At 39.1% G+C, this 19,529-nt stretch carries 19 protein-coding genes; 8 read left to right on the top strand and 11 right to left on the bottom strand.

Translation table 11 applies throughout. From position 1 onward, the window contains the following. The first annotated feature begins 39 nt into the window (after positions 1 to 39). Positions 40 to 702, top strand: a complete 663-nt coding sequence (locus AC0IWT_RS15715) for a DUF4159 domain-containing protein (protein WP_471797877.1) — start codon at positions 40 to 42, stop codon at positions 700 to 702. A gap of 2 nt (positions 703 to 704) precedes the next feature. Beyond that, on the top strand, positions 705 to 1,205 hold the full coding sequence (locus tag AC0IWT_RS15710; protein ID WP_056869365.1) for an acyl-CoA carboxylase biotin carboxyl carrier protein subunit: 501 nt from the start codon (positions 705 to 707) through the stop codon (positions 1,203 to 1,205). Between the two features lie 57 nt (positions 1,206 to 1,262). Here AC0IWT_RS15710 and AC0IWT_RS15705 read toward each other — a convergent pair whose 3' ends face one another. After that, on the bottom strand, positions 1,263 to 2,921 hold the full coding sequence (locus AC0IWT_RS15705) for an SUMF1/EgtB/PvdO family nonheme iron enzyme (protein ID WP_471797876.1): 1,659 nt from the start codon (positions 2,919 to 2,921) through the stop codon (positions 1,263 to 1,265). 232 nt (positions 2,922 to 3,153) lie between these two features. Here AC0IWT_RS15705 and AC0IWT_RS15700 point away from each other — a divergent pair, with 232 nt between their 5' ends. The 5 genes from AC0IWT_RS15700 (at position 3,154) to ispF (ending at position 7,364) form a co-directional block, all read left to right on the top strand. Next, positions 3,154 to 4,905 carry an AsmA family protein gene (locus AC0IWT_RS15700; RefSeq protein WP_471797875.1) on the top strand — a complete coding sequence of 584 codons (1,752 nt, stop codon included), beginning with the start codon at positions 3,154 to 3,156 and terminating at the stop codon, positions 4,903 to 4,905. A gap of 55 nt (positions 4,906 to 4,960) precedes the next feature. Continuing rightward, a complete protein-coding gene (locus tag AC0IWT_RS15695) occupies positions 4,961 to 5,242 on the top strand; it encodes a hypothetical protein (RefSeq protein WP_471797874.1) in 282 nt (93 codons plus the stop codon). A gap of 59 nt (positions 5,243 to 5,301) precedes the next feature. Next, positions 5,302 to 5,445 (top strand): hypothetical protein, encoded by a 144-nt coding sequence (locus AC0IWT_RS15690; protein WP_471797873.1) that lies wholly within the window; start codon positions 5,302 to 5,304, stop codon positions 5,443 to 5,445. Between the two features lie 196 nt (positions 5,446 to 5,641). Further along, entirely contained in the window at positions 5,642 to 6,829 is a 1,188-nt protein-coding gene (porV, locus tag AC0IWT_RS15685) for a type IX secretion system outer membrane channel protein PorV (protein WP_056870198.1), read from the top strand. 55 nt (positions 6,830 to 6,884) lie between these two features. After that, the gene (gene ispF / locus AC0IWT_RS15680; RefSeq protein WP_471797872.1) at positions 6,885 to 7,364 is read left to right on the top strand and encodes a 2-C-methyl-D-erythritol 2,4-cyclodiphosphate synthase; all 480 of its coding nucleotides are present in this window, start codon (positions 6,885 to 6,887) and stop codon (positions 7,362 to 7,364) included. Positions 7,365 to 7,413: 49 nt separating this feature from the next. Here ispF and AC0IWT_RS15675 read toward each other — a convergent pair whose 3' ends face one another. The 10 genes from AC0IWT_RS15675 to AC0IWT_RS15630 all read right to left on the bottom strand — a co-directional run bounded on the left by AC0IWT_RS15675 (position 7,414) and on the right by AC0IWT_RS15630 (position 18,539). Then, positions 7,414 to 10,818, bottom strand: a complete 3,405-nt coding sequence (locus AC0IWT_RS15675; RefSeq protein ID WP_471797871.1) for a glycosyltransferase — start codon at positions 10,816 to 10,818, stop codon at positions 7,414 to 7,416. Between the two features lie 179 nt (positions 10,819 to 10,997). After that, the gene (locus AC0IWT_RS15670) at positions 10,998 to 11,876 is read right to left on the bottom strand and encodes a pirin family protein (RefSeq protein ID WP_471797870.1); all 879 of its coding nucleotides are present in this window, start codon (positions 11,874 to 11,876) and stop codon (positions 10,998 to 11,000) included. Positions 11,877 to 11,935: 59 nt separating this feature from the next. Then, on the bottom strand, positions 11,936 to 12,466 hold the full coding sequence (locus AC0IWT_RS15665; RefSeq protein WP_056869369.1) for a YceI family protein: 531 nt from the start codon (positions 12,464 to 12,466) through the stop codon (positions 11,936 to 11,938). A gap of 175 nt (positions 12,467 to 12,641) precedes the next feature. Continuing rightward, positions 12,642 to 13,232 carry a Crp/Fnr family transcriptional regulator gene (locus tag AC0IWT_RS15660; RefSeq protein WP_056869370.1) on the bottom strand — a complete coding sequence of 197 codons (591 nt, stop codon included), beginning with the start codon at positions 13,230 to 13,232 and terminating at the stop codon, positions 12,642 to 12,644. Between the two features lie 12 nt (positions 13,233 to 13,244). Beyond that, positions 13,245 to 13,403: a FeoB-associated Cys-rich membrane protein gene (locus tag AC0IWT_RS15655; protein WP_082491293.1), complete on the bottom strand. Its 159-nt coding sequence runs from the start codon at positions 13,401 to 13,403 to the stop codon at positions 13,245 to 13,247. Positions 13,404 to 13,456: 53 nt separating this feature from the next. After that, positions 13,457 to 14,644 carry a hypothetical protein gene (locus AC0IWT_RS15650; RefSeq protein ID WP_471797869.1) on the bottom strand — a complete coding sequence of 396 codons (1,188 nt, stop codon included), beginning with the start codon at positions 14,642 to 14,644 and terminating at the stop codon, positions 13,457 to 13,459. Between the two features lie 62 nt (positions 14,645 to 14,706). Further along, positions 14,707 to 15,534: a type 1 glutamine amidotransferase gene (locus tag AC0IWT_RS15645; RefSeq protein ID WP_471797868.1), complete on the bottom strand. Its 828-nt coding sequence runs from the start codon at positions 15,532 to 15,534 to the stop codon at positions 14,707 to 14,709. Between the two features lie 8 nt (positions 15,535 to 15,542). Beyond that, positions 15,543 to 16,643 carry a carboxylate-amine ligase gene (locus AC0IWT_RS15640; RefSeq protein WP_056850795.1) on the bottom strand — a complete coding sequence of 367 codons (1,101 nt, stop codon included), beginning with the start codon at positions 16,641 to 16,643 and terminating at the stop codon, positions 15,543 to 15,545. Between the two features lie 27 nt (positions 16,644 to 16,670). Continuing rightward, positions 16,671 to 17,747: an ATP-grasp domain-containing protein gene (locus AC0IWT_RS15635; RefSeq protein WP_056869373.1), complete on the bottom strand. Its 1,077-nt coding sequence runs from the start codon at positions 17,745 to 17,747 to the stop codon at positions 16,671 to 16,673. Between the two features lie 84 nt (positions 17,748 to 17,831). Beyond that, positions 17,832 to 18,539, bottom strand: coding sequence for an esterase family protein (locus AC0IWT_RS15630; RefSeq protein WP_056869374.1), 708 nt, complete (start codon positions 18,537 to 18,539; stop codon positions 17,832 to 17,834). A 171-nt stretch (positions 18,540 to 18,710) separates the two neighbouring features. Here AC0IWT_RS15630 and AC0IWT_RS15625 point away from each other — a divergent pair, with 171 nt between their 5' ends. Then, the gene (locus tag AC0IWT_RS15625) at positions 18,711 to 19,520 is read left to right on the top strand and encodes an alpha/beta hydrolase (RefSeq protein WP_471797867.1); all 810 of its coding nucleotides are present in this window, start codon (positions 18,711 to 18,713) and stop codon (positions 19,518 to 19,520) included. Positions 19,521 to 19,529: the final 9 nt, after the last annotated feature.

The following is a 19,529-nucleotide window of genomic DNA, read 5'->3' as shown; positions in this document are numbered from 1 at the left end:
CGTTTGAAATTTTCAGTTGTAAATTTCCTGTTTTCAAAAATGAGGCTGCTGCTCGGCTTCAGTCTTGTGGCTATAGTGCTTTGTCTTTATGCTTTTAGCATTGTTCCAACTTACCGCATGGCAAAATTGAAATACAATGGTGGCGGAGACTGGTATGCAGACAGAACCGCACTTCCAAACCTGATTGCTTTTTGCAATTCAAATCTGAAAACAAATTTTTATCCAGAAGAAAGTATCGTAGAAGTTGGCTCAAAAGAACTGTTCAATTATCCTTTCGTTTATATGACGGGGCATGGAAATGTTATTTTTAGCGATCAGGAAGTAAAAAACTTAAGGCAATACTTAACAGGCGGCGGTTTTCTGCACATAGATGATAATTATGGGCTTGACAAATTTATCAGGCCACAAATGAAAAAGGTGTTTCCGGAGCTAAGCTTCGTGGAATTGCCAGCCAACCATATTTTATACAATCAAAAGTTCAAATTTCCGAACGGTTTGCCCAAAATTCACGAACATGATAATAAACGCCCTCAAGGCTTTGCTTTAATTTATAAAGGCAGAGTTGTTTGTTACTATACATTTGAGTGCGATTTAGGTAACGGTTGGGAGGATTTTGGAACCTATCCTGAGGATACACAGGAAACCCGCTCAAAAGCGCTTAAAATGGGCGCTAACTTAGTTCAATATGCTTTAACTCAATAAATATGTACAAGGTAAAAGTTAATGATAAGTTTCATTTCGAAATGGAAACTAAAGGCAATGATGTTATTTTGAATAATGAACCTTTAAATATTGATATAAGCGATTTGGCTAACAACCTCGCCAGTGTGATTTACAAGAATAAATCTTTTAATACTGAAGTTGTTGAGCTTAACAGGCAGGAGAAATTTTGTTCAATTAAGGTAAACGGAAACCTTTACAAGGTTGACGTTGAAGACCAGTTCGACCAGTTGCTTAAACAACTCGGACTTGATAACCTGGCCGCTAACAAAGTTGCTGAAGTTAAAGCGCCCATGCCAGGTTTGGTGCTAGGTGTTAAGGTTGCGGAGGGCGATGAAATTAAAAAAGGAGACAACCTGTTGATATTAGAAGCGATGAAAATGGAGAACATTCTTAAGTCTTCAACGGATGGCGTTATTAAAAAAGTTTTAGTGAAGCAAGGCGATAAGGTGGAAAAGAATCAAATCCTGATTCAATTTAAATAAAGGAAATGGTCATAAATAAAAAAGGTCCTGATTTTCATCACGACCTTTTTTATTGTTTTATCTTTTCGGATTGAAAGGTTTTGCTTTCACCTGTTTGAAATTTCTTTTGCCGGCCGTGCTAATTTCAGGAGCGCCAAGCATTGTCATGGCACAACGGAAGCCAACCTCGGCAGATGCCTCATCCTGCTGCAGGAAACGACGGGTTGCTGGGTTTAACCAGTAAGCCATATCATTCCATGAGCCGCCTTTGTAAACCCTTGATTTATCATTAACCAGAGATACACCTTCTTCATTCAGTAGTTTGTTTTGCCTGTCTCTGTAACCACGCTCATCCGCCTGGTAAGAAGTTACCATTGCCTTAGGGTCTGGAGATTTAGAAATCGAATCGGCTCTTTTCGCAAGGGCTTGTTTTTCTGCCCATGTAAGTTTTTTGCCAGAATAAGCATTTTCTTTAATTGGCTTGCCATATTTATCCAAGGCAATTTTGCCATTGGCTGCATCAGCAAGCTGTTTATCCTGAAACTGGTTACCACGGTATGGGTTAAAAGCTTCCGCATCGGTAAAAGTACCGGTACGATAAACATCATTTACCCATTCGTTCACATTACCGGCCATGTTATACAAGCCGAAATCATTTGGCGCATAGTAACGAACAGGCGCTGTTAAATCGGCTTTATCGTTCAAAGAACCGCCTACACCCATGTAATCGCCTGGTGCCCTTTTAAAGTTGGCCTGAACCAAACCTCTGGTTTTTTTTGCAGCCGAGCTTACGCCCAAGCCGTTCCAGGGATAAATTTTATTTTGGCTGATATTCTCATATTCAGTGTTGCCAATTAAGCCAAGAGCCGCATATTCCCACTCCGCCTCTGTTGGTAAACGATAAGGCTGCATGATTACTCCATCTTCCAGAGTTGCGTTTCTTGTTGGCGTTGCGTTTCCGCCACGGCCGCCTGCAGCTCCAACTGAAGCGCCAGCTTTTGCATTATAATCTTTAGGCGCATTTTTACCTTTATCATCATATTGACCATTAAGGTATGCATCCGTGTTAAAAGGTTTATCTGGTCTGGCAGCTGCCGTAGCGCCAGTTGTTGTATTTCCCCCGCCTGTTTTGTTACTGGCGGCCAACGTTTTGTAATCCGTTAAAATACCTTTCTGGCGTAAAATATATTCGTTTGCCTGAGAAGTTCTCCATTCGCAAAAACGAGAAGCCTGCTCCCAGCTTACACCAACCACAGGATAATCTCTGTAAGCCGGATGTCTCAGGTAGTTATCAACGTAAGGCTCATTGTATGATAATGCACGGCGCCATACCAATGTATCAGGAAGTTCGTTGTAATAATACTCACGATCCTCAGGATAACTCGTTCTTATCCAATGTAAATATTCAAGCCAATCCGTATTGGATACCTCCGTTTCATCCATGTAGAAAGACGGAACCGTAACCTGTCTTTTATAGTTGTAAATGTTTGGCTCAACACCCGCAACCTCAATTGCGCTACCACCAACCACAAGCACACCACCCTCGATAGGAATTAAACCTGGTCCGGGCGCCCGCTTGTATTTACTGGCTACTGCGAAACTGCTGTAAGTTTTATTATTCTTATCAGCATACGGAATCCCTGTCTTACTGGAAGCGCCACCTTTGTTACCTCCACAAGAAGAAAGTAACGCGGCAAGGGCAAAACAAGAAAAAGAATATAGTAATCGTTTTTTCATAAAATGCTATGTAACTTGAAGTAGGGCTTATTCAACCGATAAATTTACGGAAATTTATATGATTTAGTAAAATTTGTGTTAATAAATATTTGAATAATATTTTTAAGCAAAACGTATTAAACCTCAATGTATTGTGTATGTATAAATATACTTTCAAAAACCGATGTTATTGCTAATTCGACTTTAATTTGGTGTATTTATTGCCTGTTACATGGTTACAAACAAATTCATCTTGAAAGTTAAAGTTATGCTTAAGAAAGTTGCTATTATAATTGTTGCATTAATTATCATCCTTCTCGCTGCCGCAGCGGTTTTACCAAAGTTTTTCAAAAAAGAAATCGAAACAAAAATCAAATCTGCAATTAATGGTAATTTAAATGCGAAAGTAGATTTCAAAGATATCGATTTAAGTTTAATTACCTCGTTCCCCAATCTGGGTATTGAAATCAACAGTTTAACCATAATAGGTGTTGATAGTTTTGCCAAAGATACACTGGCAAATGTTAACCAATTGAAATTAAATGTTAATTTATTAAGTGTTATTAGTGGCGATAAGTATGAAATTAAATCTGTTTACTTAAACCAACCCAAAATTTTTGCTCATGTTTTAAAAAGTGGTAAAGCAAGCTGGGATATAATGAAGGTAGATTCGGCGACAATTAAAACTGATACTTCAGAAACGGGTTTCAAGGTTGCTTTACAAAAATACACGATTGAAAATGGTAAGGTGATTTATGACGATGCGACGTTAGGTTTCTTTATGGAACTTGACAGCCTGGAGCACACCGGGAAAGGAGATTTTACACAAGATCTTTTTACATTGAAAACCCAGTCTGATATTAAAAAGGTAACTGTTAAGTACGGCGGGATACCATACCTGAATAAAGTTAAACTCGTTGCAGATTTGCCGTTGGATATTGACACGAAGGCTATGAAATTTACTTTTGCAGAGAATAAAATCCAGTTGAATGAACTTATACTCTCTGCTGTTGGTTACCTGGCGATGCCAAATAGTAGCGACATTGCAATGGATTTTAAATTTGATGCAAAACAATCTGAACTTAAAAATTTTCTATCCTTAATACCCGCAATTTATGTTTCTAATTTCAAAGATATGGAAGCGTCGGGAAGTTTTGCGATGAGCGGAACAGCGAAAGGAATTTACAATGAAAAATCACTGCCCTCGTTCAATGCAAACCTGGCCATAGCGCATGGTAAAATTAAATATCCTTCTTTGCCTTCTGCGATAAATAACATTCGGGTAAAGGCGCAGATCAGCAATCCTGATGGGCTTATTGATCACACAACTGTTAATGTGCCGTCCTTTCACCTCGAATTTGGAAGTGTTCCTGTTGATGGCAGATTGTTGTTAAAAAACCCTGCAAGCGATCCTTTCCTGGATATGGCTTTGAAAGGAAAATTAGACCTAAAACAACTGGCAACCATTTTTCCGATGAAAGATATGTTATTGAGTGGTATTTTGGATGCGGATATTCAGGCTGCCGGAAAAAGATCATCGATAGACAAAGGTCAATATGAAGCCTTTAAGGCATCCGGACAAATACTCGCCAGCAACTTTAGTTATAGAGGCAAAAATGTTCCGATGCCGGTAATTGTGCCCACAGCTAAAATGGTTTTCAGTCCGAAAAATATAACACTAAGTAACTTAATTGCGAAAGTTGGAAAGAGCGATTTTGCAGCGAATGGCTCATTAAATAACTACTTAAGATATTTTTTCAGGAAGAATGAGGCGCTTCAGGGCAATTTCAACGTGTCATCTACTTTAGTTGATGTGAACGAATTAATGGGACCGAAAGCGGCAACAGAACCTGCTGTTAAACAATCAGCTACCAAACTTTCAGTGTTTGAAGTTCCGGGTAATATTGATTTCGAAATAGCAGCAAAAGCAGGCAAAGTACTGTGCGATTCATACGATATTACCAATGCAAAAGGTGCATTATTGGTAAAAAACAAAACCATCTGAACCACTTAACAAACTGGCGGCTTCATTAAATTCAGATAAGTTTAAAAAACTGGAATTGAACAATCTTATCACCAGGTTTAGAATAAAAGATGGGAGATTAAATGTGGCACCGTTTGACATCAAAAAGGATGGAATTTTAATGAATGTTCAGGGTTCGAACGGTCTGGACCAAACAATGGATTATAATTTGGGATTGAATTTGCCAAGGGCAATGCTCGGAGCAAAGGCTAATGAAACGGCCAACGCAATGCTGGCAAAGCTCAATAATAAAGCCGGTACTAACGTTGCGATAAGTGAAGCTATTAAAGTTAACGCAGTTTTCGGCGGTACTTTTTAAAGCCGACCATAAAGCTGAAATATGGCCCTAGCGATGCAACCGGCACAGCGAAGCAAGCTGTGAGTAACGTAATTTTAGAAAAAAAAGCAGCGCTACAAGCCAAAGCGCAGGCTAAAATTGACACCGTAACCGCGAAAGCAACTGAAAAGGTTAAAGATGCCATTGCAGATAAATTGAACAATTTGTTTAAGAAAAAAAATTAGAATATTCTCTTCGAGAACCAAGTGCGGCACGTTTCCAACACCGCTTTAAATAAACGATTAATATCGTATGTTTAGTTAGTAAGCATTGCAAAATTCGTAAGTTTACTGTAAAATATAACACAAGCTTTTTCGTTTGATAAATATATTCCGCAAAAATATTAACTTACCAAAAATCTTAAATTACTTACCTTTAAGAATGAACTTCAAGTACATCGGTAAACTTGCTTTCTCGGCGCTGTCTTTTGCTTTGGTTTTTGGAAAAGCAAACGGACAGGCTACTATTTCTGGTACCCAAACCAATGGTAGTGAATCTAATAATGTTGTTACTGCAGTTCCTTTTTTATTAATAACACCAGATGCAAGGGCAGGTGCCATGGGCGATGCAGGTGTTGCGGTACCTGGAGATGTTAATTCTGCGAGCATTAATCCGGCAAAGCTTGCTTTTTTGGATAAGCCTTACGGTTTTGCAATTTCTTACAGTCCCTGGCTAAAAAGTCTCGTTCCAGATATTAACCTTGCTTATTTAGGTGGTTTTTATAAACTCGATGATAGAAACACGATAGGCGCATCGTTAAGGTATTTTTCTTTAGGACAAATTCAGTTGACAGATATCAATCAGCAAGATTTGGGCATTTCAAACCCGAATGAGCTTGCCTTGGATGTTACTTTTGCCCGGAACTTTGGTAAGGAGTTCTCATTAGGTAGTTCGTTACGATATATTTATTCCAATCTTGCTTCCGGCCAATTCTCATCAACCGGACAAGTTCGTGGCGGTAATGCGCTTGCAGTAGATGTTGCTGGTTTATATAAAACATCAACCACGCTTTTTGCGAAAAATGCTGTTCTTTCTGCTGGTGCTAATATTTCAAATATTGGCACGAAGATGAGTTACTCTGATGGCGGACAAAGTTATTTTCTGCCAACAAATTTCAAACTTGGTGGAGCTGGTACAATTTCAATTGATGATTTTAATACATTTACTTTCGCCGTAGATTTTAACAAATTGCTTGTCCCAACACAACCAATTTACGATTCGAACAACAATATTGTGAGTGGTAAAGATCCAAATCGCTCAGTTCCTGCGGCAATTTTTGGGTCGTTTTCTGATGCCCCTGGAGGCTTTAGCGAGGAGCTGAAAGAGGTTGGCATCTCTACAGGGTTCGAATATTGGTACAATCAGCAGTTTGCCATTCGCGGGGGTTATAATTATCAAAGTCCACAAAAAGGCGACAGCCGTTACTTTACATTGGGGGCGGGTTTAAAATACAATGTTTTTAATATTGATTTTGCCTACCTTATCGCAAATGCACAAAGCAGTCCGCTGGCAAATACGCTACGTTTCAGCCTTTTATTTAACTTCGGTGATAAAAAAGGACTAAAATAAAGGTCGAACCAGATTATTTTGGCAATTTCGTGCCAATACCTTTACATTTAATTTTATGAAAATAAGAGTAGGTTTTGGATTTGACGTCCATCAGTTAAAAGACCAGCATCCATTTGTTGTGGGTGGTGTTAGTTTAGAACACCATAAAGGCGCTTTCGGCCATTCAGATGCAGATGTTTTGTTACATGCCATTTGCGATGCACTTTTAGGTGCGGCGAATCTACGCGATATTGGTTTCCATTTTAAAAATACAGACGATCGATGGAAGGGAATAAGTAGTGTAATTTTACTGAAAGAAACGGTTAAATTGCTAACCGCAAAAGGGTGGCAGGTAGGCAACATTGATGCAATGCTTTGTTTAGAGGCACCAAAAATAAACCCTCATATTCCCGCAATGCAGGCCAACATTGCGGAAGCCATTGGAATATCTGTCGAAGAAATATCAATTAAAGCAACAACGAACGAAATGATGGGTTTCGTGGGTAGAGAGGAAGGTGTGGTTGCATACGCAGTTTGTTTAATTGAGCGTATTTAAGGTTTTCAGATAAATTAAAGCCCGGCGATTTTCATCCACCGGGCCGAAGTTATACTGTGGCTTCTTTTACGTTGCCTGTTCTTTTGAGTGTTCCCCAGGTTTCGAGTTCTCCTTTTATCGCCTTGCGAAATGAGCGGAACAAAACCAAATACATCAGTTGCCTCCAAAAAAAACGTTGTGGAAAGATGTACAGCAGGTTTTTAAATTTTTCCTTTTCCATCTTAAACGCGATTGCGGCAAAAATCATGTCTACAAAGATAAAAATCAGGTAGTAGAACAGAACCTGGCCAAAACCATTGTGTAAGCTCAAGATTCCAGAAAAGCCTGTTAATGTTAGGTTGTTAATGGCGCTTAATGAAAACAATCCGCTTATCAGCGATATCAACATAAATAGATCGGCTAAAGGCGAAAATAGAGGTAAAATGATCTGATAAATCAGAATATTTGGCATCCCAACCATACCGAAATAACCATATTTTTTGTTTAATAACGTCTTTCGGTTTTTCCAGAAACTTTGCATAACACCAAAACTCCAGCGAAACCGTTGTTTCAAAAGCATATTTACCGTTTCGGGTGCTTCGGTGTAAGCAATTGCGGTATCACAGTTTTTTACTTTATAGCCCGCTTTTAAAATACGCATGGTAAGGTCGCAATCTTCTGCAAGTGTATCGATGGTGAAGGCGCCAACTTCCAGCACAACATGTTTACGGAAAGCACCAATTGCACCAGGCACAACTGTAATGGTATTCAGCAAATCAAATGCCCGCCGATCCATATTTTGAGCGGTAATGTACTCGATAGATTGCCACTTTGTAATGATGTTATGTGCGTTTCCAACCTTAACCGTACCTGCAACAGCAGCAATTTTTGGACTATAAAAATAACGCATAAGTTCGGTTACCGCATCAGTTTTCAGCTGTGTATCTGCATCTATACAGATGATAAACTCTGCACTCGCTTTGGTAATACCAAAATTAAGTGCTGAAGCTTTTCCTCCATTTTCTTTACGGTAAACTTTAACCTGCGGATGATTTCCAAAATGCTGATGAATAATTTCAAAAGTTTTGTCTTTCGAGCCGTCATCAACAAAAATCAATTCGAAATTTGGATAAGTTGTTTTTAGCAGGCTATTTATGGTTTGTACAGCAGTTATCTCTTCATTATATGCCGGAATTATTATACTTACTTTTTCAGAAGGATTTTCTATTAATTTATAAGCATTGCGGCTCGCTCTCTTGCGTTGTCTGATTGCCAAATAGGCTATAAAAATCGTTCTTAAAATGGCCAAAACAATTGCAACGCTAAAGATTATGTTCAATATTAGGTTCCCGTAGTAGAAGAAGTTGATAAAAACATAGTCGCCAGAACCAAGAAACCCACTATTTGCGTTTGATTTTACGGCCGGCATCAATTCAGATCGCTTTTTGCCCATCAAATCGCCGACGGTAGTAAATTTATAGCCTTTTTGTTTGAAGTATTTCATAATCCTTGGTAAGGCAGCAACTGTTGCTTCGCGGTTTCCTCCCGCATCGTGCAACAAAATAATGTTACCATTTTCCTGCTGTTTAACAACTTCATTAAAAATCTGGTCGGCAGTTTTGCCAGGTTCCCAGTCTTCCGGATCTATAGATTCACCTATATTAATGTAATTTTCTTTTCTGCTTTGGGCTACCGGTAAGATCTCTGCCGTGTTTTCTGGTTCGGCATCGGCATTAAATGGCGCACGGAATAAAATTGTACTGTGCCCGGTAACCGCCTCAATTAACCTGCGTGTTGCATTTAATTCGAACTTAACACGCCTTGGCCCAACAGATGACATATCCGGATGGAAAAAAGTATGGTTTCCAATTTCATAACCTTCATCAAATTGCTGTTTTAAAAGGCCGACATTCTTCTCCGCCATAATACCCACAACGAAAAAACAGGCCGGAACATTTTCCTTTTTTAAGATGCTTAAAACCTGAGGTGTATAAACCGGATCGGGTCCATCATCAAAAGTAAGGGCAATCTTTTTATCAGCCTCACCAAATCTTTTTATAACATACTGCGTTGGTAAGCGCATGTACTGCTGATTTGCGATTGTAAAATCATCTTTGTTTAGCGTAAATCTAACAGCTCCCGGGTTCGGCGTAGAAACCAGATCCAAAATCTCGCCATCGCCAATGTAAGCAACGCCACCTATAGTTAGCGGAGAAATTTTGCGTAAGTCTATTGGTTTTTTCTTTAATGAATCCAAACTCAAATCGCGGGAAATAAACTGCCATAATCTTTTATCTTCTGAACCTAAGCGCCAAAGTGCAATGCCCGCGATGTCCCAATCATCAGCCTTCCTTATTAAATTAAAGTACGTAGAAGCATCTGTAAAATAAACTTTATGGCCAATTCCGCTGCCGTCTTTATAGCTGAAATTTAGGTTTGCAGATATAGGATCGAAATTTATTCTACTTTGATAATTTACAGCCACCGTCATGGCGTCTTCATAAGTTACCGGTTTACCAACACTTCCTTTTGGCCAATCGTAACCATAACAGGCCAAGGCTAAAATAACCTTATTGGCATCCATTTTACTGCAGATATCGTCGAGTTTTTCTTCTACCCATTCCTGGTTGGAAATATCCCCGGCATTACTATCTTCAGTATGCTGATCGTAAGCCATCAACACAATATAATCATTGTAATGCTGTAAAATTTCTGCGCTGTAATCATCATTTTCAGGGGAGATATCTTGAGAAACAATCAATTTTTCTGCATGAAACTGAGTGTATAGATTTTTCATGAAAGCGTTAAAGCCATCCCTGTTTTCTAAGTTTAATTCCTCAAAATCTATATTAATACCTTTGTAACCATATTTTTTGGTAATGCTGATTAGGTTATAAATCAGCTTCTGCTGCGCTGGCATGTCGTTCAAAAGCCGTCTCACGGCAGCCCCGTCCCAATGATCTTTATTGTAGTTTGACACCACTGCAAGCGCCGACTTTTTGGCGCCATTAATTACCCTCAAAGCAGCGGTGTCAGCTTTATCCACAATTGAATCACCATTTAAGAAAAAAGATTCTGTAGCCACAACATCAAGATGACCAATATTTCTTTTCAGATCGGGAAGTGATTTAGCAACTGTACCAGCCCAACTAACATAGAAAGCCATGTTAATCCTTTTATTATCACCATGCCTCGACAAAATTCTTCGTTCGCGATCTTGCTTTATTTTCTGTAATGTTGATTTTTCGATAGAAAAGTTTTTGTATTGCTGTGATTTTTTTAACTTTTCAAGTTGCTTCTGGGTTAACGGTCCATTCGTATTTAAGTAAGGTAGATTCGGAGATTGAACCGAAGATAGGGTAAAGGCAACGCAAATAATTGCGATTACGAATGCTAAAAAAAAAGTGCGGCTAACCCAGGTAAAGGCATGCCAACGTTTCTTTGTTTCAGTTTGAAATATTTGTTTTCCGGACATTTTTCTGGTCTGATTTATTTAACAAATGTGATGAAACAATGTGAAGATTGTATGAAATTGTTGGTCGGGTGTAAAGCGGCTGTGATGTGGAATGAGTGGCGTTATGAATTTAAAAATACACAAAAAAGCCGGCATTTCTCTCAAATATGCCGGCTCAAAATATAAATTATAAACCTGTTTTAATCTTCTAAATAGCCGAATTTGCCTTGATTATAATCCGATAATGCCTCTGCTATTTCTTCTTCAGTATTCATTAAAAACGGGCCATATTGGCTAATCGGCTCATCAATGGGTTCGCCACTTAATATTAAAACTATAGATTTCCCTAACGCTTCAATAGTAATTTCTGTTCCCTCATTGCCGAAATGGACAAAATTATCGGTGCTGGCAGTAGTTTTTCCGTTAATTTTTACGGCGCCTTCGATAACCATAAAACCTGTATTGTAGTTAGCCGGGAAACTGAAATTCGCCTTCCCACCTTCATTCAACCTGGCATTATACAGCTCAATAGGGGTAAATGTTGTTGCGTTACCTTGAATGCCTTCATAAGTGCCCGCAATTATTTCGATTTTGCCGCCATTTTCAGGCAGTGTAAAAGCGGCCATATCAGCTTGTTTAACAGCCTGATATTTTGGCCTGGTCATTTTAAATTCTGCCGGCAAGTTAACCCAAAGCTGCACCATTTGGAATGGCCCGCCTTGTAGGCTGTAGGCCTGTTCATGATATTCCTTGTGCAAAATTCCACTGGCCGCTGTCATCCATTGCACGTCGCCGGGGTAAATAACGCCACTGTTACCCGAGCTGTCGTGATGCGCAACCGCACCATGATAAGCAATGGTTACCGTTTCAAAGCCTCTATGCGGATGGACACCCACGCCTCGAGGCTCCTTTCTTGCTGAGAATTCGATTTTAGAGCCGTAATCCATCAGGAAGAACGGACTCATATCTATTTTATAGCCACTTGGAAAAAAATTATGTACCCTGAAACCATCCCCAACCATATGTGGTGCCGGGGCTTTTAGTACATCTGCTACTTCTTTGATTTTTATTTCCATCATACCTCCATGGAAAATTTAAGTTCAGCCTGCAAACTGCAGGCTGTATATTTAGATCGTAATTAAGCTTGCTTCACAAATTGTAGCTCGCCTAAAATGCGTACTTCTTCACTCACCATAACGCCACCAGTTTCAAGAGCTGCATTCCAGGTTAAACCGAAATCTGAACGGTTAATTTTTCCACTCAAAGTAAAGCCAGCTTTTGTATTTCCCCATGGATCTGTAGCTATACCACCAAATTCAGCAGTTAACTTTACAGGTTTTGTTTCGCCTTTAATGCTTAAATCGCCTTTAACCAGGTAATCGCTGCCATCTTTTTCTATTGATGTAGATTTGAATTCAATGTGTGCAAAATTTTCAGCGTCAAAAAAATCACCACTTTTTAAATGATTATCGCGGTCTGTGTTTCCGGTGTCAATCGAACTGATATCACCTTTAAACGAAATTTCGCCGTTTTCAAACTCATCACCTTCAGATGTTAAATCTGCCGTGAAAGATTTTAAACTACCAGTTACAGTAGTAATCATTAAATGTTTTACTTTAAATTGTAATTCGCTGTGGGTTGGATCTAAAGTCCATTTTGTAGTTGCCATATCTTTTTGTTTTTGAATTGTTATTATTTACAACACAAATGTACAGCAAGCAGTTTAGGTAGAAATTGATGTATGATAAGTAAATCAGCGAATTAGAGAATTACAGATTGATTTTGGTGAACAAAACATTTTCTCACTTAGTCATTCAACAAGTGCAAATTTGCCTTTCGGATGCCTATGATGGCCTGAAATGTTTATTGGCTAACTCTTTTCTCACCCGGCTCAGCGATTCTGGTGTTATACCAAGGTATGAAGCTATCATCCATTGTGGAACCCGGAGCGTTAAGTTTGGATATAGTTTTATAAAATCGAGGTAACGTTCTTCTGCAGTTGCACTTAACAACATGTTAATCCTTTTTTGCATAAAACGGATAGAATTATTCAATAATCTGGTGTGCATAGGTTGTAAGCAAGGAACTTTTATGGCCGCTTGTTCCATAAAATCATTTGGCATTATTACAACTTCGGTAGCCTCAATAGCATCGATAAAAAACACAGAAGGCTCGTTGTTCATGTTATTCCTATCGGAGATTAACCAGTTTTCGGGGGCAAACTGAAGAATGTGCTCTTTTCCTTTTGAATCTATTGAATAGGCACGCAGCAAACCCTTGCAAACAAAGAAGCCGTGCTTGCTAATGTCGCCGGTATATTGAATTATTTCGTTCTTATCGAACTTTTTTATTTTTAAACCCTCAGAAATACTGTCGAATTGCTCATCAGTTATTTGGATTTTTTCCTTAAGATAATTTTTAAACTGATCAGTCATAAACGGCGGAAGTTACTTTTTCGCAGGCTTAATGTCAGAAAAATCTACGCCACATTTGCAATTTCCACCACATCCGTCTTTTTTAACCTGTAAAGATTTGTAAACCAAACGGCCAACATACACCAATGCAACCGCAAAAAGTACAAAAACTAAAATCGTTTGAGTATTCATAGAACAAATATAACCCGATTTTGGTATTTAGAACTCAGGTTAATGTAAAAAGGTTATTTCTCCATAAATCCGATTGTGCCACCTACCCAGTCGAAGTCTGCATTGTAGCGCACACCTATCATTTTACCTCTACTTAAGCGACCCAGGTTAGTGCAAAGTTGCGGTTCTCCATCGTCGGGCCATAAATACATCATCCTAATTTCGGCTTTTACACCCCCGTCGGGCGACTGGACAACAGGTTCGTAGATTACTTTTCTTTGAAGAATCCAGTTTTCGGGGTCAGTTATGTTGCTAATGTCAGCTTCTGACACATCAATTATTACACCCATTCCTGCGAACGAAAACAGTGGTTTCAGCACATAATTTTCCAAGTCTTTTGGTATACTTTCAACCTGATTCAAAAAACGGGTTTCGGGCACAAACTTGCTGTTCAAAAACGGCATGGTGTACTTACTTATCCTATAAAACCAATTTGGGTGCGTTACCCACTCAATATCCAATTCCTCCCTCGGATCGAAACTTTGTTTAAATACATCCGCATTTTCTGCTACCTCATCAAATATTAATCGATTGTAAATTCTTTTTAGCTGAATCTGCCTGCCATCTTCCTCGTAAAACAGTTGCTTTCCAATTTTTTTAATGTCTTCTAACGCCAGGATTTTAATACCCAGCATTTTTTGGGTTACAAAAAAATCAATTGCCGTTTTCTGGTTTGTAGCATCAACATCCATTATGGCAACTTCGTGCGGTTGGTGCTTGCCTGTAATAACTTCCCTGAAAAGGTTAATATATTTTTCCTCATCATAGCCATTTAGAAAATGACTTGTTGAACTATCAATGTCAAAACATTTTCGGAACGTGTTTGCTAAATGAACTTGAAAACCATAAAGCGAAGGAAAACCTTGCATTTCAATCAGCATTGGCACGAGCTGGCCGGTTTCGTCTTTACAAATGCCAAAATCAAAAGTTAAGAAATGAGGCTGCTTATTTTCATTTGGCACTTTCCAATCTTTCGGAATTGCCTTTTCAGTAAGCTCCTTGAAATTTGGCTGTTTAATTAATGATATAATCTCTTCGCCCGCCGCAATCAGCTTTTCTTTAAGTGCCTTCGGAACGAAAATGGGCGTTTCAGCAACGCGAAAAGGTATTTCCAAGAAACCACTCTCCAATTCTGTTATGAAGTTTTTGTATTTTTTTTCTGTAAACTGCTGGTTGTATTTTTGGCGTTGTGCAGGTATCATTATTTATTGTTTTGATTTCGCAAAGAGTGCTTGCTGAAAACTAGATTAATCTGTTATATGACTTATGCTTCCTGCAAATTTCCTATTGCCTTGTTTAAAAAATTTGGTAAAATAACACGCTGTGTCAATACAATCCTGGCCGGATCATCAAGACTGTTAAGCATGTCAAGATACTTTTGCTCGCCATGCAGGCCGATAATCGCTTGCTTTCTTTCCTCTTGCAGTAAGTACATTTTCATTCCAACAGGGTCTGCTTCCGGATGGAATTGTGTGCCAATAATTTCATCAGAAAAACGGATAGACATCATGCATCTTTCCAAATCGACATGTTTTCGTTCTTTTTCTATCGCCAGGAGCTTTGCCTTTTTTGCTTCAAAAGCAGCAAAGTCTGGTTCAATAACCTGCCAGTCTCTGCTATCAACAGAAAAGAAAGGATTTGTGATGCCATCGAAAATTTCATCCTGCTCACCATCCTCAGTTAAAGTGATGGGGAATATTCCAAAGGCATTCGAGCGTCTTTCGGTAACATTTCCCAATCCGAATTTTCTACATGCCAGTTGAAAAGAATGGCAAATTAAAAATGCATATTTCTTTTGTTCCTCGCTTGAAGCATTGAAAGCTTCTATTTCATCTAACAGGTTAAAAAAGTCGTTTTCCCATTTTTCACCCTTACTTTCAAGTGGGCTGCCGGGCCCTCCGCTCGAAATGTAAGCGTCATAGTCGATTCCCGGAATTTCTCCTTTTTGCCTCAAATCGAAAATATCGAAAGTGAGGTTAATATTATTTTCGTGTCTAAATCGGGATAAAATTTCCTGAATTCCCCGCATACCCTGATTAGGTGCGCCGTTATTCATGTCAATAACGGCGACCTTTAAATCTCTTTTATCCATGATAAAAATTACTTTGCGCCTATAAGTGTTTGAGTAGTAATATAATCTACTACCGATTCAAAGTTACCAGTTTGTTGGTAAACTGCCAACTGTCTATCAGCACCGGTGCCGTGCTCAAGTATTTTATGAACGTATTCCAGGTCGTTTCTACAGCCTAAATCATCCACAACATCATCCACAAAATCGAGCAGTTCTAACACCAGATTACGGCAATTCACTTCCATTTCTTTGCCAAAATCAATTAAATTTCCGTCAATGCCGTACCGGGCAGCACGCCATTTATTTTCGTTAATTAATGCTCGTGAATAACTGATGAACTCCATGTTTTGCAAACGAAGTTTGTACAGTTTAGCACATAAAGCCTGAAATAAGGCTGTAAAAGCCATTGTTTCGTCAATTAACATAGGACAATCACAAATGCGGAACTCAACGGTATCGAAAAAGGGATGCACCCGTATATCCCACCAGATTTTCTTCGCATTATCCATGCAATTAGTCTTAATCAGGAGCTTTACATAGTTATCGTAATCTTCTATACTGTTAAAAATGTCGGGAATGCCGGTACGTGGAAATTTGTCGAAAATTTTGGTCCTGAAGGATTTGTAGCCAGTATTCCTAGATTCCCAAAAAGGAGAATTGGTTGACAATGCAAACACGTGTGGTAGAAAATACCTTACCTGATTTGCAATGTGTATGGCTAACTCCCGGGATTGAAAACCTACGTGGACGTGCAATCCAAAAATTAGATTTGAGCGGGCAGCTTCCTGCAGCTCATTCACAATTTCATTATAGCGGGGATGTTCAGTTATCAATTGTTTTTCCCAATGTGAAAATGGGTGTGTACCTGCAGCTCCTATTCTTAGCCCTTGTTCGCCCGCCAGTTGTGAAACCGTATACCTCAATTGAGAAATTTCTTTACGGGCTTCTTCTGTAGTTTTACAAATTCCGGTGCCAACCTCTACAACTGCCTGATGCATTTCTGCCTTCACTTGGTCTTTGTGAATTTTTTGTGCTGCTTCTACAATTTTTTGGTCATGTGAGGTAAGTTCCCTGGTAACGGGATCAACTACCATGTACTCTTCCTCAATGCCAAGCGTGAATTCGTTCATTTTAGTAATATTTGGTTATAATCCCTTTTATTTTATTGGCTTTTTCTTTGCCACTGGTTTTGTTTCTGCTTTAGGTGCAGCCTTTGCCTTCGCAGTTGCTGGCGCTGCTTTGGCTTTTGGCGCATCAATTTTTGGTGTAGCAGCTTTTGCCACTAACGGCTTGCCTGCAACAGAAGTTTTAATGTATTCGCCCCAGGTTAGGTTATCCTGTCCGGGTTTTTGTGCTTTTGCTCTTTCAATTGCGTAGTTCGCTGTGGTTTCTACCACCCAGTCAAAGTTTTCCTGGCCAACACTCTTAATGTCGGCATCAGGCGCCGGGTTACAGAAGTCGATAGCAATCGGCACGCCATCCCGCACCGCGAACTCAACGGTATTAAAATCGTAACCCAGGTATTGACACAGTTTTAAAGTATATTCTTCGACTGTTTTTAACAACTTCGGATCTGGTGTTTTTCCATCAACCGCATAACGTAAATGATGCGGGTTACGAGGCTCGTACTGCATAATGCGCACGTGCTTTCCACCTATGCAATAACACCTGAAGTAATCATCAAAAATAATTTCTTCCTGTAATAGCATTACCAGTTGTTCGGTTCCACCATGTTTATCAAAAAAATCTTCTTTATCGTGAAGCTTATAAACATCTCTCCATCCGCCACCGTCATAAGGTTTCATATAAGCTGGAAAACCTACATAATCGAAAATTGCATCCCAGTTAAGTGGCATGGTTAGGTTCGAAAACGATTCTCCTGAAGTGCCTGTTGGGTGTTGGCGAGAAGGGATTAGCGCTGTTTTCGGTACAGGAACACCAATTTGTTCTGCAAGGGCATTGTTAAAAAACTTTTCATCGGCGCTCCACCAAAAAGGATTATTAATTACGGCTGTGCCTGTAATGGCTGCATTTTTTAACGATGCACGGTAAAATGGAACATCCTGCGAGATGCGGTCGATGATAACTGCATAATCGAGCGGCGTATTTTGCAATATCTTCTCTATTTTAACAGGTTCTGCTGTAATTCCTTTTTCTGCTTTTTGATTAATTCTCTCTACAACGGCTTCAGGAAAAGAACGTTCCTGGCCAAATAAAATCCCTATTTTTTTCATTGGTACTGTTTTAAGTTTAAATGTGTAACTGCTTTATTGGTTAATTGTTTTGAAACCAACGCGGTTCATTTTATGTCGAATTTTTTAAAGTTGTGCAATGTAATTCGGGAACATTTCACGCCAAACCGGCCAATCGTGGTCGGCATTCTGGCGAATGTCTAACCAATGGTTTATACCTTTTTGAGTCAAAATTCCCGATAGTCTTTCATTGTCTGGCCTGCACATATCTCTATCAGTTGTGCCCAAAACAATTTTCATGTAATGTAATTCCGGGTTGCTGTTATTCATCAGGTTATCTACCGGGTTGTTAAAATACACATCGTCGTTATAAAAGCCATCTAACTGGCCGGTAATGTCGAATGCGCCACTCATGCTAAACATATGGCTAACCAACCACGGGTGCCGAAATGCGAAATTTGCAGCGTGATAACCGCCAAAACTACAGCCGGCAGTTATAAGTTTGTTATGTCCGGTTTCATGCCTGGCCAAAGGTGCTACTTCCTCCAGTAGATACTTATCGTACCAAATGTGATTTTTTACTCTATCGGCGGGATGTATGCTTTTGTTGTACCAGCTTAATTTGTCTATGCCATCCGGACAATAAATCTTAATTTTTCCTTCGTTGATAAATCCTTCAACAGAATCTATTAACTTAAAGTCTTTGTTTTCGAAATATCGGCCCATACTCGTCGGGAACAGCAGAATAGGGATACCGCCGTGACCAAAGATGAGCATGTCGATTTCAGCACTTAGATTTGGGCTGTACCACTTTTTATGTTCTTCTTTAACCATACAAAAAAATTGAATGTTTTAAGATAGATAATTAATTCTACAAAATGAATGTTAAATGTTTTAAAATGGAGCGTAGTGTAAAAATTGATTGCTGATAATTGATAGTTTATCAAGATTTGTACCTTTGCACAAATAGTAAGGCGTTGCCGGGTGATATGGGATTAGAATATTATGTACACTACAATTTTATCAGTAAAAGTTAACATCAGTAAATTTAAAGTGCCTTCTGCTTATTTAAAGCGTGAAGTAGAGATAGATATTTATGCGCCTGAAGGAATTTTAGGCAACGAAAAAATAGAGCTTCTTTTTCTAAATGATGGCCAGGATGTTGCCAAAATGAACTTTACGAAGGTTTTGGAAGAAGCTCACCACAATAAGCGTAACCACCGGTTAATTGTAGTCGCGATTAGCGCCTCTACAGATCGTTTAATGGAATATGGTATCGCTAATGAGCCCGATTTTAAAGGTCGAGGCGCAAAAGCCGATCTGTATGCAGATTTTGTTGTTAAAGAACTTTTACCTTTTGTGAAGAAAAAAATTGCAATGCCAATAAGCGGAAAAGTTGGTTTTGCAGGGTTTTCTTTAGGCGGTTTGTCTGCTTTTGATGTGGCCTGGAAAAATCCATCAGTTTTTGATGTTATTGGAGTTTTTTCAGGAGCCTTCTGGTGGCGAAAAAAAGACCTGGCTAATGGCTACACCGATGCTGACCGGATTTTACATTCGATGATTGATTCCAGCACTACGAAACCGGATATGAAATTCTGGCTGATGACAGGCACAGAAGATGAAAAAGCAGATCGTAATAAAAATTTAATTATCGACTCGATAGACGATACGATTGATGTTGTAAAATTACTTTTGAAGAAAGGCTACAAACGTCCCGAAAACATTTTTTATTATGAAAAGGTTGGCGGAAAGCATGATGTTCCAACCTGGGAAACTGCGATGCCAGCCTTTTTGGATTGGGCTTTTGAGGTGTAAGCTTTTTAA

The organism is Pedobacter sp. AC464 (genome assembly GCF_979253075.1).
The sequence above is the reverse complement of the archived record's forward strand: the minus strand, read 5'-3'. Positions and strand labels throughout refer to the sequence as shown.